Source organism: Paraburkholderia sp. J12 (assembly GCF_905220215.1).
Lineage (GTDB): Bacteria > Pseudomonadota > Gammaproteobacteria > Burkholderiales > Burkholderiaceae > Paraburkholderia.
The window spans coordinates 246,590-259,974 of the sequence record NZ_CAJMZC010000008.1; the positions used below are offsets into that span (position 1 = coordinate 246,590).

Consider the following 13,385-nt stretch of genomic DNA (forward strand, 5'->3'; position numbering starts at 1 on the left):
CAATTTAATTCGTTTGTCTGTGGGCTGCAACTGACGAATACTGAGCCGGTTTTCAACCTTCTTTCGCTATTGCAGCCCCGAATCATGCAACCCGCGACCCAAACCAGCCAGCGACAAGGCGCGATCATGCTCGCCAGCGGGGGCCTGCTCATGGGCACGATCGGCGTTTTCGTGGAGGAAGCACGGCTCTCTGCCATGACGCTCGTGTTCTTCCGCTGCCTCTTCGGCATGCTCTCGCTCGGGGTCTTCTGCGCGTACAAGGGCTGGCTCTCGCCGCGCCAGCTGAAGAGCCAGTTCACGCGCCGTACACTCGGGCTCGCGGTGGCGACGGGCGTGCTGATGGTCACGCAGTGGGTGGCCTTCTTCGATTCGATCCATCGCACGAGCATTGCGGTCTCCACCGTCGTTTTCCATGTGCAGCCGTTCTGGGTCGTGCTGATGGGGGCGGCGCTCTTTCACGAACGCCTGGGGGCGGACCGGCTCGGCTGGATCGGCATCGCATTCGTGGGGCTCGTGCTGGCTTCCGGCGTTCTGGCCGAAGGCGGCTTGCAGGGCCACCAACGCTATCTGATCGGGATTGCCGAGGCGCTGGGCGGCTCGGTGCTCTATGCGAGCGTCACGCTGATCGCGAAGAGCCTGGCGGGTTTTCGGCCGCACCTGCTCACGATCACTCAATGCGCCGTGGGCACGCTATGCCTGCCGCTCATCGCACCGTTCTTCTCGCCGCTCGAACTCACGCATATCTCGGCCGCGCAGTGGGGCTGGCTCGTCGGCATGGGGGTGCTGCACACAGGGCTTTCTTATGTGCTGATCTACGGCGCGCTGCCGAAGCTCACCACGCCTGTGATCGCCGTGCTGCTGTTCGTTTATCCGCTTACGGCGATTGTGGTGGATGCGGTGGTGTACGGGCGCGCGCTCAGCGTGCCGCAACTCGCCGGCATGGTGCTGATCGTGACGGCAAGTCTGGGGGTCAATCTGGGATGGCGGCTGGTGCCGCCGGTGGTGGCAAGAGTCAGGCGTTAGGGGGTGCGGGCGGCAGATGTTCTTGATTCCTGAATATATGAATAACTAATAAGGATATCAAAGTATCGCGTTGCTCTGGAAGTTAACGTGACCGACAAAGACGTCGATCTCGTCGCAGACGGTTTCGATGTCGGCATTATGCCGCGCGGCGGCATTTCGAATCCGGACGTAATCTGCCGACCGCTCAGGCGAGCCAGGAGAATCTTTGTCGCTTCGTCGCCATACCTCCATTGGCATGGATGCCCAAGGGTTGCATCGGATCTGGGCCAGCATATACTGCTGCAACCTGCCAGCCTGAGAAAGTGCTTCGGAAAGAAGATCACCGTCTATGATGGTTCGGCTACCTTTATAACGCAACCAGCAAGCTGCGCCACGGCGCATAGCCAGAGTCCGTCGGCCATTTCAGCGAGGTGTGGACATGACAAAACTTCAGCGTCTCGTCGTTGGCGTTCTGGCCTGTGTGTTGACCGCGTGCGCCAGCTTGCCGCCGCAGAGCGGCCGTCAGCAGACGGTTGCCCTTCAACATACGGAGTCCACACGACTCGGCACGCTCTTCGAGCCCGAGGAGCAGAGCCATCCAGGCGAAAGCGCGTTTCACCTGCTGCCGGACCCCACCGATGCGATCGTCGCCCGGATCATGCTGACCGAAACGGCCGAGCGCTCGCTCGATCTCCAATACTACATCTGGCACGATGACCTGACCGGTCGCGAACTGGCGGCAGCGGTGCTCAAGGCCGCAGACCGCGGAGTCCGCGTTCGCGTCCTGCTCGACGATCTTGGCACCAATGCAGACGACCAGGTTCTGCTCGCACTCGCCTCGCATCCGAATGTACAGATACGTCTGTTCAACCCGGTTGCGAGCCGGCATTTCAAGTCCCTCGCTACTGCCCTGGAATTTTCCCGGGTCGACCGGCGCATGCACAACAAGGCGCTCATTGCGGATAACGAAGCTGCCATTCTGGGCGGTCGCAATATCGGCGACGAGTACTTCGGGGTATCGAGCGTCGTTGCCTTTGGGGACCTCGATGTCTTGACGCACGGCCCCATTGTCAGGCAGGTCTCGAGCGTCTTCGACCAGTTCTGGAATTCCACGACCAGTTATTCGATCGAAGATCTGATGGGACATCCCGCGGATCCGGGCGCATTGCCGGCCTATCGTGCGAAGCTGGACGAATACGTCGCATCGGAGCATAACGCGCCCTACGTCGTGCAAGCGAGACAGCGGTTGAATAACGCCCTGGCCGCGGGTGAAACCGACTTCTCGTGGGGAAAGGCCACGCTCCTGTATGACGATCCGTCCAAGATCACACGCGACCCGAGCGACCCGCAAGGCCACCTCATGACGCGGTTCGCAGCCCTGAATCTCAAACCTGCACATGAGATGCTCATCATCTCGCCTTACTTCGTGCCGGGAAAAGAAGGCGTCGCATGGATACGCGATCTCACCGACCATGGAGTGCACGTCACCGTGCTGACCAATTCGCTTGCGGCAACCGACGTCGCCGCCGTGAATGCCGGCTATCAGCACTACCGCAAGGATCTCCTCGATGCCGGCGTAAAACTCTATGAGCTGAAGCCGGTTAGCGCATCCGGCGACAAGGTGCCCAAAGCCGGGCGAAAGTTCTTCGGCTCTTCAAGAGCCTCCTTGCACGCGAAGACTTATGTGTTCGACCGGCAAAGCATTTTCATCGGCTCGATGAATCTGGATCCGCGTTCGAGCAAGCTCAATACGGAAATTGGCGTACTTTGCGACAGCCCGGAGATAGCCGGCCAGGTCATCGACGACCTCGAGCCTAAACTGGATCTGATCGCCTGGCGCGTCGAGCAACGCACCGACGCCGACGGCAAGACCCGGATCGTCTGGATAGACACCGGCGAGAACGGCACCGTGACGGAATACGACTCGGAGCCGGATGTCTCTTTCATGCGCCGGACGAGCGTCTGGTTCCTGGGGTTGCTGCCGATCGAATCCGAGCTCTAACGGGCTTCAAAAAAGGGGGCGGCGGGTGTCGCAGATATATGGCCCAAAACCGTCGCGACCTGGCCGAATTCGCGCAGCAGACAGTGAATGGCCGTGGCACTATCCGGACAATACGTTTTGCCAAAATCCAGGTTCCCCGTGGCCCATTCCCGTCTGATTCGTTGCGCACGTTTTCTGATGATAGGAATCGCCTTATGCGTCACCGGTTGCGCCGGGACCAAGGTGGGGCCGGTCGCAAGCCGGGCGCCGAATAACGCGCTGGAGCCTCCGCGGACGATTGCCGTGATCGTGGAAAACAATAGTCCTGCACCGAAGAAAGCATCGAAGCGCGAGGGACAGCTTGCCGACGCGCAAACAACGCTGACCATGCTTTCAGAGAGCATGACGAAGCTTCTCGCTGCCAGGCAGATTTCCGCCGTACCGGCTGGCATGCCCGCCGATCTGATACTTCGTTGCCGGATTCTCGACGTTAGCGGCGGAAACAAGGCGCTCCGCGTCCTGATCGGTTATGGTGCCGGCAAAGCGGTCCTGCGGGTTGGCGTATCTCTATACGATCCGAAGGCAGAGAGCGATACGCCACTTTTGAGCTTCGAGACCAATGGCACGACGGGCAAGATGCCCGGCCCTGGCTTTACCACACGAGCGTTAGTGGGTGACGGTTTGAACGCGCTGAAAAAAGATGGCTTACCCAAAGAAGTCGATCAGGCGACGGAAAGCATCGATCAGCAGTTAGCCAAATATTTTCTGGCACGCAACTGGCCCTATCCCAAACCCGATGAATCCGGCGTGGGATCCTGGCTGAATCACGACGTTCTGAACCGGTAACGGGATCGTGCAACGTGCCTCGCACGGCACGTAACCGGCCATGTGTCACGACGAAACGCCGCGCGGGCCAACGACCGCACGGGCGAGCGCGGCAGGACTCAAACCTGTGTGCCGCAGGCATAGCACGGCGAAACCACTCATGCTGTCGTAGCCAAGCATGAAGGCCGTTTCCGTCACGGATTTCCCGGCGGCCAGCAGTTCAATGCCATGGATCAAGCGTGCGACCTGTCGCCAGCGACCTACCGACAAGCCCGTTTCTGCCCTGAAGTTGCGCGTCAGGCTGCGACGCGACATGTTGGCCGCTGCCGCCAGTTCGTCGAGCCCAGCAGGGTCGTCCGGCCGCCGCAGCCATCGTTCGGCCATGCGCCGCAGCGACCCGTTTCGCGGCATCGGCAGGACAATGGGTACATTACGCGCGTCGCAGATCTCGTCGCCTAGCACGGCCACCAGCCGCCTTTCTTGCGGCGACGGCGACGTGCGCGGCCCCGTCTGCGCCGACAGCCGATCCACCAGTGCAGTGATAAGCGGCGTAGCCGCAAGCACTCGCGGAACCGCCGGCAAACCGGTGCATAACTCCACGGAAAGGTGAATGCGTACGCCGTGAGCCCGTTCGATCTCTGCGCCGTGCGATGCGCCTGGCGGTATCCAGCAGAGATGCCCGGCCGGAATCAGCCACTGCCCCGCATCCGACACGGCTTTCACATAACCCGAACGTAAAAGAAAGATCTCGCCATGCGGATGCACATGCACGGCCCGGTTCAGCATGTCGTCCGTACCCGTAACGACGGACAGTGCAACCGCATCCCGGTTCAGCGCATCAATTTCTCGTATTAAAACGGATGTGGGTTGCCGCATTGCGTTGGCCTGAAATCGTGCCTTCATGGAGATCCCGAACCTCTTCGACGAAGGTTCGGGCAGGTCGTCGGATGGAGTGCTCGCCGATGTCGAACTCGTAGCATTGCGCACCGTTTGCGAAGTGCTTTTGTTCACGGGAACGCATGACCCGCCGGCCGCCTTCCCATAATGCCTCGTTGCTTGCGTCCGCGCCAATCCCGGTGTGCCAGAAAACAATGCTTTCGGGCCAGAATGTCGGATAAGAATAGGGGATTGAAGCAACACCCTTCGGGTTCTGCCGCCCTCCCCGATACGCCCCGGTCACCGGCCTGGACCAAATGACGTTTTTTGAGGGTTATAAGACCTTTGAGCCATTCACCTCAGGTTCCATAATTTTCCCAGGGATCGAGCCGGAATACCTGCTCAAACGCGGTGGCGCGTTGAGCTCGCGGCTTGATCAATCTCAAGCGGAGAAAGGAACAGAAGATGAGGCTCAAGAACAAGTCAGCTTTGATTACGGGCGGGACTAGCGGCATCGGTCTCGCGACCGCGAAACTTTTCATTGCAGAAGGCGCCCGGGTGGCGGTTACGGGCCGCGACGTTGCCGCCTTTGAGCGTGTGAAGGCCGAGCTTGGGCAAGACGCGCTCGTTCTCCAAGGCGACGTGCGTTCGATCGAAGACATGCGGGCGATTGCCGCCGAGGTGAATGAGCAATTCGGCGGCCTCGACGTCGTGTTCGCAAACGCGGGTTGGGCTTTCCCATCCCCTATCAACGACATCGACGACGAGCTCTATAGCGAAATCATGGACATCAACGTCAAGGGCGTGGTGTTCACGCTTCAAGCGGCATTGCCGTACTTGCGAAATGGTTCATCAGTCATCCTCAATACATCGTTCGTCGCACAGACCGGCAAGCATGGCATCTCGTTGACTGCAGCGGCGAAGGCCGCCGTGCGATCGCTTGCCCGTAGTTGGTCCTACGAGTTTCTCGACCGGAAAATCCGCTTCAACGCGATCGCTCCCGGCGCGATCAACACGCCGCTGATCGCGAGGTGGGGCATGTCCGACGAATGGGTGCGCGACCGCAAGGCCGAGTTCGCCGCCGCTATTCCCGTGGGCTACATGGGCAAGGCCGAGGACATTGCCTACGCCGCACTCTATCTCGCCAGCGACGCATCCTCCTACGTCGTCGGCACCGAACTGATCGTCGATGGCGGTGCTTCGCAGCTTTAAGCCTGCGTTCCCGATTCCTGAGCCCCGCACGTCATCCCGGCTCATCCCCATCTTGACCATACGTCCGCCACGCTTTTCGCCGTGGCGGCTTTCCAGTCCGGCCCAACCTCATTGCGCTTGCAGAGCGGGCCGAAGTGCAAGGAGAAGTTATCTTGAACGACAATAGCGAAAATCATGCCTCCGGGATGCAACTTACCCGAGGAGGCCGCTCGCGCCGCGAGGTTCTCAAGTTTGGCAGCGCCGCCGCACTCGGCGCCATCCTCGGTGGCGGAGCCTTGCCTGGTCACGCCACACCCGTTTTTGCACAGGCAGGCAGCGAAGGAGCGCTTGCTCCGAACGATCCCCTCAACATTTTGATTGTCAATTACGATGGCGGCACGCTTCTCGACTTCGCCGGCCCCAGCGAGATCTTTCACCGGCTACCGAATACGAACGTTCGCTATGCGAGCCTCAATGGCGGCAACGTGACCCTCGAATTCGGGGTGGTGTATGGGAAGACCGAACGACTGGCCGATATCGAGAAGACAGACGTACTCCTGGTCCCCGGCGGTTCGAATTTAACGGCGCCAATGCAACCGGAGTATCAAGCACAGATCCGGCGTCTGGCTGAAAGTGCCGCGCATGTTACGTCGGTCTGCAACGGATCGCTTGTGCTCGCCGCAACGGGCATTCTCAAGGGTAAGCGAAGCGCCTGCCATTGGGCCTTCGTCAACAAGCTGGCGGAGTATGGCGCCATCCCCGTTCCCGATCGCTTCGTGGAAGACGACAACGGCCGGTTCATGAGCGGCGGCGGCGTGACGGCCGGCATCGACTTCGCACTTCGCGTTGCGGCAAAGTTGCGCGGTCAACAAGCCGCCGAATTCACACAACTCGTGATCGAGTACGATCCGGCTCCGCCGTTCCACTCCGGTCATCCCAGAGACGCGCGGCCAGAAGTCATCGCGATGGTCGATAAAGAACTGCCCGGTGCATCCCGAGGGCTCGCGCGAATCCCAGGCGTTCAATGAAACCGCTGCTGGTGCAGCCCTCTTCAACCTGATCCATGACCGGAAATCACTCGATGCAACAGATCCGTTTTTGCGCTGCTGCTCTTGCAGCATGCGTTTCCTTTTTCGCCTTTGCGGCGCCGGCAACTGCCGGTGGTTCGCAACGTCCGCCCGAAGCAGCCATCAAAGCCGAGAACGCGCGATGGGCAGATGCCTTCGGACGAGGGGACTATGAAGCGATTGGCCGCCTCTATACCAGCGACGGCACACTCTTGCCGCCCGGGGGCGACAAGGTTACGGGAGGCAGCGCGATCGCCGGGTACTTCACCAAGGGGTACGCCGGATCGAAGCCCGCCACCGTGTCGTTCAGCAACTACGAGTTCTACGGTAACGATCAGGTCGTGACGGAGGTTTCGGATGCGGAGATCCACGACCAGAGTGGAAAGCTCACATTCCGCGGCAAGCAGATCCTCGTCTTTCTGAAGCAAGGCGGCGCCTGGAAGCTGCATCGCGACATCTGGAATGCTTACGCTCTCTGAAACCCGACGAGCATTGAGCGCTCGAGGAAAGAGAGAGTCGCGTGCCGAAAGCGCCACCGGGTTGCTGAAAAGACGTTGACCAGGTCGCGCGCCGATCGCACCGGCGGGTCGATCAACGCGCGCCGTTCAATCTGCTCTCGCGCCGGATCGCTTGCGGCGGGTGTCCATGCAGTTTGATGAAGGCCCTCCGCATCCGCTCCGGATCGGTGAATCCCACCGCCAGAGCGATCTGTTCGATCGGTTCGCTCCCCGCCTGCAGACGCAGCCTCGCCGCTTCAACGCGCAAGCGCTCGACCGCCTTAGCCGGTGTTTCACCCGTTTCCCGGCGAAATGCTCGTCCGAACTGTCGCAGACTCAATCTTGCGGCATCGGCGAGCCGTTCGACGGGGAGCGCCTCGGCCAGATGTTCCCTGGCAAAATTCAAGGCGATGCGGATACGATCCGATTCCGGCTCCATGTGCGACATGGCAGAGAACTGGGACTGACCGCCGGGTCGACGATACGGAACAACCAGAAGCCTGGAGACAGCGCGCGCAATGTCCGCGCCCCTATCTTTTTCGATCATGCCGAGCGCGAGATCTATTCCTGAGGCGATGCCCGCCGACGTCCAGATGCGGCCATCCACGATATAGATACTATCGCCCTCGACCCGGGTGCGAGGAAAACGCGACTGCAATTGAGCAGCGTATCGCCAGTGCGTCGTGGCTCTCAAGCCGTCCAGCAAGCCGGTTTCCGCAAGCAGAAACGCCCCGGTGCACACGCTTGCCACCCGCGCGGCCCTGGCGCCCAATTTCCTGGCGGCGGCGATGTTCTCCGGCGTCTGCATCGGATCGATATCGCCGCCCACGAAAACGACGGTGTCAAACGTGCGCCTTCCAACCGGCTTTGTCTCGATCGAAAGGCCCGTATTGCCGCAAACCGGACCACCGGACTGCGAGATCACCTGAAGATCATAGGAAGTCTGGCCGGCGGCTGTGGCCACCTGTCTAAAAGCCGATAGTGGCCCACCCAGATCGAGAACATCGTGGCCGCGGCAAACGAAGAATCCAATTCGATGCATGACGAAGTAGTCAGCTGAAACCCCGGAAAGGCGCATTTTACGGAAAACCCGCGAATAGTGTCATTTGGCCTGAAACGAGGGAAATTCGTCGTTTGCGCCTTTTTGACAATATGGGTGTCAAGCCTAGCGTCCCGGGCTCGCTCGCCTGATGGCGACGAGGCTTCAACTGCGGATCGCCACAGTAGCCACGATGAGAGCCGAGAAGATCAACGCCGGGGCGAGATGCCGAAGCGGCTCCCGATTGCGTAGCAACGTGAAGAGCGCGCCGATCATGATCGCGCCGGCCAGCGCCAGGCCGAAGACCCGGGTTGGTTCTCCCAGCACAAGTGCGGCGCTGGACAGCTCGAGAGCGCCGCAGAGCAACTGAAACCATGCCGGGTAACCCCAGCGTTCGAAGTCGCGCTTCACCGCGCCGGATCTTGCAAGATTGACCACCCCGGCAACCGCGAACAGAAACGCTACGATCATCGCGAGGATCGATTCGAAAGACACGCTGCTCCACGCCATCGTCATGCTCCGTTGCTTTGCTGAAAGTGCTTTTCTGCAGAAAGGTCGGCGATCAGGCCAGGGCCACGAGGTTCCCACGCAAGAACCTGCCGGACATGCTGGCCGCTTACCGTCTGGTCGAGCGCCAGGGCATCGGCAAACAGGCCTAACGATTTTCGGGCATCGTCGAGCGGCCAAAATTCGACGCGGTCGGCGCCAACCGAAGCCCGAATCGCTTCGCCTATTTCGGCGACGGCAACGGCCTCTTCCGCGACCACGTTGAAGGTCTGTCCCGTGACGCGACCGTCTCCGCGGACCGCGTGTTCCACTGCGCTCAAGTAAGCCGTCGCGAGATCATCGACGTGAACGGCTGGCCAGTCATTGCGACCGTCGCCGACGACCCGCACATTGCCGGTCTGACGCACCATGCCGGCAAGCATGCCGAAGATGCCGCCGCCGTAGCCGTGCACCATTGCTGGCCTGAGAATCACTGCGGCAATCGAGCGGCTCGCTGCCAGCGCCAGCACCTGTTGCTCCACGGCGGGCCGCCACGCGACGAGTGGTGTCGGGTTCAGCGCCGATGCTTCGGTCGCGGGTTCCCCTTGCGTATTGCCGTAGACCCAGGTGCCCGACGTATAGACAAACGCCGCGCCCGGATGCAGATGCGAAAGCATCGCTACGACCGCGGCCTCATCGGCAGCAGCGGCGGAAGCATCGTTGGTCGACGCCATGTGCACCACACCATCGGCAGCACCGGCAGTCGCAGCGAAAGACTGTGGCTCGCGCAAGTCGCCGCCATGCAGTTTCACGCCGAGACGCGCCAGCGCGCCCGCAGCTTCCGACTTACCGTCGCGCACCAGCGCCGTCACCCGATGGCCGAGGCTGATCGCCTTGCGCGCAACGGCTTGCCCGATATAGCCCGTACCACCTGTCATGAAAAGTTCCATCGTGCTCTCCTCAATGATTGCCTGCGAAGCCGACAAGCCACACAAACGAGACCAATCAGTCTCGTTTTCCGGAATCTAAACGAGACTGGACAGTCTTGTCAACTACTCAGCGATCTGCTATTTATCGGGCATGAACATCTCCGCGCTCTCCGACCTGAGCCCGCTGCAACGCCGCAAGCGGTCCGCCATCCTCGACGGTGCAAAAGCCGTCTTTTTAAGTCAGGGGTTCGGCCTGGCAACGATGGACGATGTTGCCGCGGCCGCAGGCGTCGGCAAACAGACGGTCTACCGCCACTTCAAGTCGAAGGAGGCGCTCTTCGTTGGCCTCGTGAGCTCGATGTGCGCTCAGGTGGGAGGATTTCTTGCCAGCACTCAGGACGGGCAATCCGATGAATCACCCGAAGACGAGTTGCGCGAGTTGGGATGGGTGTTGGCGCAAAGCCTTATCACGACGGACAATCTGCGGCTCTACCGGGCTATCGTTGCTGAGGCCGAGCGTCTTCCGGAACTCGGCCAGGTGTTTTACGAAAATGGTGCGAAGGTCGTGCGTGCCTTCGCCGCAAAAATTCTGCGAAAGCGGTTCGACGAATCGACTGCGGCATTGCGGGCAGCGACATTCGTTCAGTTGGTGCTAGGCGACGCGTATCTGGAACTGTCGATTGGCTACACGGTGCCCGATGTTGAAGCGCGCTTCGCGCGACAGATCGACGAAGCGGTGGCGGCTGCACTGCGCTAGGGAGCACCGTACAAGAGGTCGGTTCACAACATGCCCCACATTGCCCGGCGAAATTCTCAACGCGACATCCTTGTTTCTGGCGAGGCCGTATGATCCTCGCCAATGACCCCATTGGCGCAAACCCAAACCGCTCAACAGACAAGATCGAAATCTGCCTGCGCAACGACGCTACCGTTGACAATCAATTCGACCGCATGCCGACCGGCGTAATGCGTGCGTGTCGTGAAATCGCGAATGACCTGATCGAGGGTGAGCACGACTTGCTGACCCGGCTCCAGCATCAACGACTTCAGCTTGAAAACCTTCCACGCCGTGGTGCCGCGCTGTTTGACATAGGCGATCCGATAGTCGATAACCAGATGCTGCACCTTGTCGGCCACGGAATTCAGTTCACAGGCAAGCGTAATCGTCTCGCCTAGCCTGATCTTCGCCGGAGTCACGGTGAATGCGCCAACGTCAATGTCCGGATTGCTTTCCGCCCCCAATGCAGCAAGCGCCCGAGCGTCGCCCTGTTTGACCAGCGTCCGCAGCGCGTGCCGGATGATCCACTGGGCGTGCGGGTGGCCGGTGCCCCATCGTGCCGCGCGATCGAGCACCCATGCAGGATGCACCTTCGTTACGTCGTTCAGATGATTCGCTACCGAACGGCGTACGTACAGGCTTGGGTCCGTGCACAAATTGTCGAGAATCCTCGCCGCCAGAGAAGGATCGGCTTCGATTTCCTTAAGCCGGAACGACCACGGCAAGCGCGGACGGCTGCCTTCGCTCGCCAGTCGACGCACCGCGTCGTCGGCATCCTGCGACCAGGCGTGCATGATCGACAGCGCACGCTGCACATCGTCGCGCAGGAACTCGCGCACGGCGAATTCCGATGTACCGAACGGTGTGAAGTACTTCAGCGCCTCCATCGAGCGATCGAATGCGTGTCGTCCGTACTGCCCAACATAATCGGGCGCGACTAGCGAGACGAAACCCCTGCCGGTCCTGGGGGCGGCCTCTTTTAGCAACATCAGCACGGCATCGTAGCCGCCCGACAACACCCGCGCCCCCGCGTCGATGGCGGTACTGGCACGTCGGATACGCTCCATCAGCGTCAGGGAATCGAGACCGTCGAGCGCGGTCGCGAGGAAAGTTCGTCCGTCGAAATCGGGCTCGATTGATTGCAATACGGTCGCAAGCATGTGGAACTGCCGCTCCCCCATCGACTGTTTCAGGGAAACGGGTGTCTGAATAGTGGTCATGGCGCGGTTGCTGGCTGCGTGCCTGGCTCCGATAAACAAGGAAGCGCAGTTTGGCCTAAACGACCGTCAGTTTTTGTCAGCAGACTGCGCTTGACTCGAGAGCGCCAGATGCTCGTGCAATCGACGTACCAATTCAGCGCGCCGGGCCGGATACTGCGAGCCCTCGACTATCGAGAGAATCCGGTCAGTCCGGAACGTGCGAAAGTCCTGCCGCAACTCACACCAGGCAGCAAGCACGCGGGCACTGTCCATGAAACCGATCTGTACCGGCCAGACCATGCGCTGCGAATGGTGCCCGGCCGCGTCGGCATAGACGATCTCCAGGCGGCGCTGCGCCCGGATTGCGGCACGCAGACGGTCGAGTTCAACCACGTTGTCGGGAAAGGGCGCGGGCGATGGCCCTGGCATCGCCAACGGCAAGTCGAGCGTCACACCCGCATCCGGCGGCAACACAGCGCCGATCTTCGCCTTCGCTGCCGAAGCGGCTGCTTTCAGCACAGCGTCGCCGCGCTGATCGACATAGCGCAGACCCAGCATGATCGCCTCGAGCTCCTCGCGAGCGAACATCAGCGGCGGCAGGAAATACCCGGGTCTCAGCAAATAGCCCACACCTGCCCCGCCTTCGACAGGCACACCCTGTGCCATCAATTCCGCCACGTCACGATAAATGGTCCGCTCCGAAACGGAGAGTTCCCCCGCCAGCCACGCAGCCGTTACCGGGCGCCGCCTCGTGCGCAGGATTTCCATCAGGCTCAGCAGCCGTCCCGAACGTGACATGCAAGGCTCCCAGTTGGTGATCGACCCGGCTGCTGGCAGCGGGTCCGGCAACGCTCCAGGATTGTAGCCGTGGATAACAACGGTGAACTGGCAGGAATAGGGGAAAAAACCTCCTGACAGGAATTGACAGCGCGGGCTCCCAAGATTGATCCCGGATGTCGATGAACCACCTTGTGAGCAACGTCGCCCACTCGCTATCGTTGAAGACTAACGGAACAGCCCATTTATGCTCGACCACATCATCCTGACCGTAAGCGATATCGACCGGGCGATCGCGTTTTATGAAGCCGCTCTGGAGCCGCTTGGCATCCACTGTTTCATCCCCTACAAGGGCGAAAACGGTCATCCCGATCTATGGGGATTCGGCGACGGTCAGCGCGCGTTTTTCTGGTTGAAGCGAGGGACACCGAATCCCGCTGCGATCCATTGGGGCTTCATGGCGCCCGATCAAAAGACGGTCGATGCGTTCTACGACGCTGCCATGGCTGCTGGTGCGAGAAACAACATTTCGCCTCGCTTCAGGCTGGAGTACTACCCGGGTTACTATGCCGCCGATGTCTTCGATCCTGATGGATATTCGTTCGAGGTGGTGCACAAGAGCTGATGCAGATCGGCCTGTAGAAAATCGCCCGAAAAACCGGCGAACATCGGGGTTGAGCGAATCGGGCATGCCAGGAACGCTGACCCGCGCGCCTTCCGGCTTGCGGTTTGCATCGA

The 13,385-nt window shown here is 60.6% G+C and carries 15 protein-coding genes; 8 read left to right on the forward strand and 7 right to left on the reverse strand.

Annotated features, from left to right (window positions below; genetic code table 11):
- The first annotated feature begins 84 nt into the window (after window positions 1-84).
- Complete coding sequence (locus tag U5760_RS18945) at window positions 85-1,023, forward strand: DMT family transporter (RefSeq protein WP_322013816.1); 939 nt, start codon at window positions 85-87, stop codon at window positions 1,021-1,023.
- Window positions 1,024-1,080: 57 nt separating this feature from the next.
- On the opposite strand, the gene U5760_RS18950 is transcribed toward U5760_RS18945, so the two are convergent.
- Window positions 1,081-1,404, reverse strand: coding sequence for a hypothetical protein (locus U5760_RS18950; RefSeq protein WP_322013817.1), 324 nt, complete (start codon window positions 1,402-1,404; stop codon window positions 1,081-1,083).
- Between the two features lie 37 nt (window positions 1,405-1,441).
- Between U5760_RS18950 and U5760_RS18955 the strand changes: the two genes are divergently transcribed.
- Together U5760_RS18955 and U5760_RS18960 are read left to right on the forward strand one after the other, a co-directional pair.
- Window positions 1,442-3,004 (forward strand): phospholipase D family protein, encoded by a 1,563-nt coding sequence (locus U5760_RS18955; protein WP_322013818.1) that lies wholly within the window; start codon window positions 1,442-1,444, stop codon window positions 3,002-3,004.
- A gap of 87 nt (window positions 3,005-3,091) precedes the next feature.
- On the forward strand, window positions 3,092-3,829 hold the full coding sequence (locus U5760_RS18960; RefSeq protein WP_322013819.1) for a DUF4410 domain-containing protein: 738 nt from the start codon (window positions 3,092-3,094) through the stop codon (window positions 3,827-3,829).
- A 45-nt stretch (window positions 3,830-3,874) separates the two neighbouring features.
- Here U5760_RS18960 and U5760_RS18965 read toward each other — a convergent pair whose 3' ends face one another.
- Window positions 3,875-4,711 (reverse strand): helix-turn-helix transcriptional regulator, encoded by an 837-nt coding sequence (locus U5760_RS18965; RefSeq protein ID WP_322013820.1) that lies wholly within the window; start codon window positions 4,709-4,711, stop codon window positions 3,875-3,877.
- Window positions 4,712-5,149: 438 nt separating this feature from the next.
- Here U5760_RS18965 and U5760_RS18970 point away from each other — a divergent pair, with 438 nt between their 5' ends.
- From U5760_RS18970 to U5760_RS18980, 3 genes are all read left to right on the forward strand, one after another.
- Window positions 5,150-5,896: an SDR family oxidoreductase gene (locus tag U5760_RS18970; RefSeq protein WP_322013821.1), complete on the forward strand. Its 747-nt coding sequence runs from the start codon at window positions 5,150-5,152 to the stop codon at window positions 5,894-5,896.
- A 152-nt stretch (window positions 5,897-6,048) separates the two neighbouring features.
- On the forward strand, window positions 6,049-6,903 hold the full coding sequence (locus U5760_RS18975; protein ID WP_322013822.1) for a DJ-1/PfpI family protein: 855 nt from the start codon (window positions 6,049-6,051) through the stop codon (window positions 6,901-6,903).
- Between the two features lie 53 nt (window positions 6,904-6,956).
- Window positions 6,957-7,421 carry a nuclear transport factor 2 family protein gene (locus U5760_RS18980; RefSeq protein WP_322013823.1) on the forward strand — a complete coding sequence of 155 codons (465 nt, stop codon included), beginning with the start codon at window positions 6,957-6,959 and terminating at the stop codon, window positions 7,419-7,421.
- Between the two features lie 112 nt (window positions 7,422-7,533).
- On the opposite strand, the gene U5760_RS18985 is transcribed toward U5760_RS18980, so the two are convergent.
- From U5760_RS18985 to U5760_RS18995, 3 genes are all read right to left on the reverse strand, one after another.
- The gene (locus U5760_RS18985) at window positions 7,534-8,481 is read right to left on the reverse strand and encodes a GlxA family transcriptional regulator (protein WP_322013891.1); all 948 of its coding nucleotides are present in this window, start codon (window positions 8,479-8,481) and stop codon (window positions 7,534-7,536) included.
- Between the two features lie 162 nt (window positions 8,482-8,643).
- On the reverse strand, window positions 8,644-8,988 hold the full coding sequence (locus U5760_RS18990; protein ID WP_322013824.1) for a DoxX family protein: 345 nt from the start codon (window positions 8,986-8,988) through the stop codon (window positions 8,644-8,646).
- A 2-nt stretch (window positions 8,989-8,990) separates the two neighbouring features.
- On the reverse strand, window positions 8,991-9,914 hold the full coding sequence (locus tag U5760_RS18995; protein WP_322013825.1) for an NAD-dependent epimerase/dehydratase family protein: 924 nt from the start codon (window positions 9,912-9,914) through the stop codon (window positions 8,991-8,993).
- Between the two features lie 130 nt (window positions 9,915-10,044).
- Between U5760_RS18995 and U5760_RS19000 the strand changes: the two genes are divergently transcribed.
- A complete protein-coding gene (locus U5760_RS19000) occupies window positions 10,045-10,650 on the forward strand; it encodes a TetR/AcrR family transcriptional regulator (protein WP_322013826.1) in 606 nt (201 codons plus the stop codon).
- 131 nt (window positions 10,651-10,781) lie between these two features.
- Here U5760_RS19000 and U5760_RS19005 read toward each other — a convergent pair whose 3' ends face one another.
- A complete protein-coding gene (locus tag U5760_RS19005; protein WP_322013827.1) occupies window positions 10,782-11,891 on the reverse strand; it encodes a DNA alkylation repair protein in 1,110 nt (369 codons plus the stop codon).
- Between the two features lie 66 nt (window positions 11,892-11,957).
- Window positions 11,958-12,668 carry a YafY family protein gene (locus U5760_RS19010; RefSeq protein WP_322013828.1) on the reverse strand — a complete coding sequence of 237 codons (711 nt, stop codon included), beginning with the start codon at window positions 12,666-12,668 and terminating at the stop codon, window positions 11,958-11,960.
- Between the two features lie 226 nt (window positions 12,669-12,894).
- Here U5760_RS19010 and U5760_RS19015 point away from each other — a divergent pair, with 226 nt between their 5' ends.
- On the forward strand, window positions 12,895-13,272 hold the full coding sequence (locus U5760_RS19015) for a VOC family protein (protein WP_322013829.1): 378 nt from the start codon (window positions 12,895-12,897) through the stop codon (window positions 13,270-13,272).
- Window positions 13,273-13,385 lie beyond the last annotated feature (113 nt).

What these genes read in the sequence shown, in the direction of transcription:
- U5760_RS18945 (WP_322013816.1), top strand. Translation starts at nt 85, where the DNA reads ATGCAACCCGCGACCCAAACCAGCCAGCGACAAGGCGCGATCATGCTC.
- U5760_RS18950 (WP_322013817.1), bottom strand. Translation starts at nt 1,404, where the DNA reads ATGCGCCGTGGCGCAGCTTGCTGGTTGCGTTATAAAGGTAGCCGAACC.
- U5760_RS18955 (WP_322013818.1), top strand. Translation starts at nt 1,442, where the DNA reads ATGACAAAACTTCAGCGTCTCGTCGTTGGCGTTCTGGCCTGTGTGTTG.
- U5760_RS18960 (WP_322013819.1), top strand. Translation starts at nt 3,092, where the DNA reads ATGGCCGTGGCACTATCCGGACAATACGTTTTGCCAAAATCCAGGTTC.
- U5760_RS18965 (WP_322013820.1), bottom strand. Translation starts at nt 4,711, where the DNA reads ATGAAGGCACGATTTCAGGCCAACGCAATGCGGCAACCCACATCCGTT.
- U5760_RS18970 (WP_322013821.1), top strand. Translation starts at nt 5,150, where the DNA reads ATGAGGCTCAAGAACAAGTCAGCTTTGATTACGGGCGGGACTAGCGGC.
- U5760_RS18980 (WP_322013823.1), top strand. Translation starts at nt 6,957, where the DNA reads ATGCAACAGATCCGTTTTTGCGCTGCTGCTCTTGCAGCATGCGTTTCC.
- U5760_RS18985 (WP_322013891.1), bottom strand. Translation starts at nt 8,481, where the DNA reads ATGCATCGAATTGGATTCTTCGTTTGCCGCGGCCACGATGTTCTCGAT.
- U5760_RS18990 (WP_322013824.1), bottom strand. Translation starts at nt 8,988, where the DNA reads ATGGCGTGGAGCAGCGTGTCTTTCGAATCGATCCTCGCGATGATCGTA.
- U5760_RS18995 (WP_322013825.1), bottom strand. Translation starts at nt 9,914, where the DNA reads ATGGAACTTTTCATGACAGGTGGTACGGGCTATATCGGGCAAGCCGTT.
- U5760_RS19000 (WP_322013826.1), top strand. Translation starts at nt 10,045, where the DNA reads ATGAACATCTCCGCGCTCTCCGACCTGAGCCCGCTGCAACGCCGCAAG.
- U5760_RS19005 (WP_322013827.1), bottom strand. Translation starts at nt 11,891, where the DNA reads ATGACCACTATTCAGACACCCGTTTCCCTGAAACAGTCGATGGGGGAG.
- U5760_RS19010 (WP_322013828.1), bottom strand. Translation starts at nt 12,668, where the DNA reads ATGTCACGTTCGGGACGGCTGCTGAGCCTGATGGAAATCCTGCGCACG.
- U5760_RS19015 (WP_322013829.1), top strand. Translation starts at nt 12,895, where the DNA reads ATGCTCGACCACATCATCCTGACCGTAAGCGATATCGACCGGGCGATC.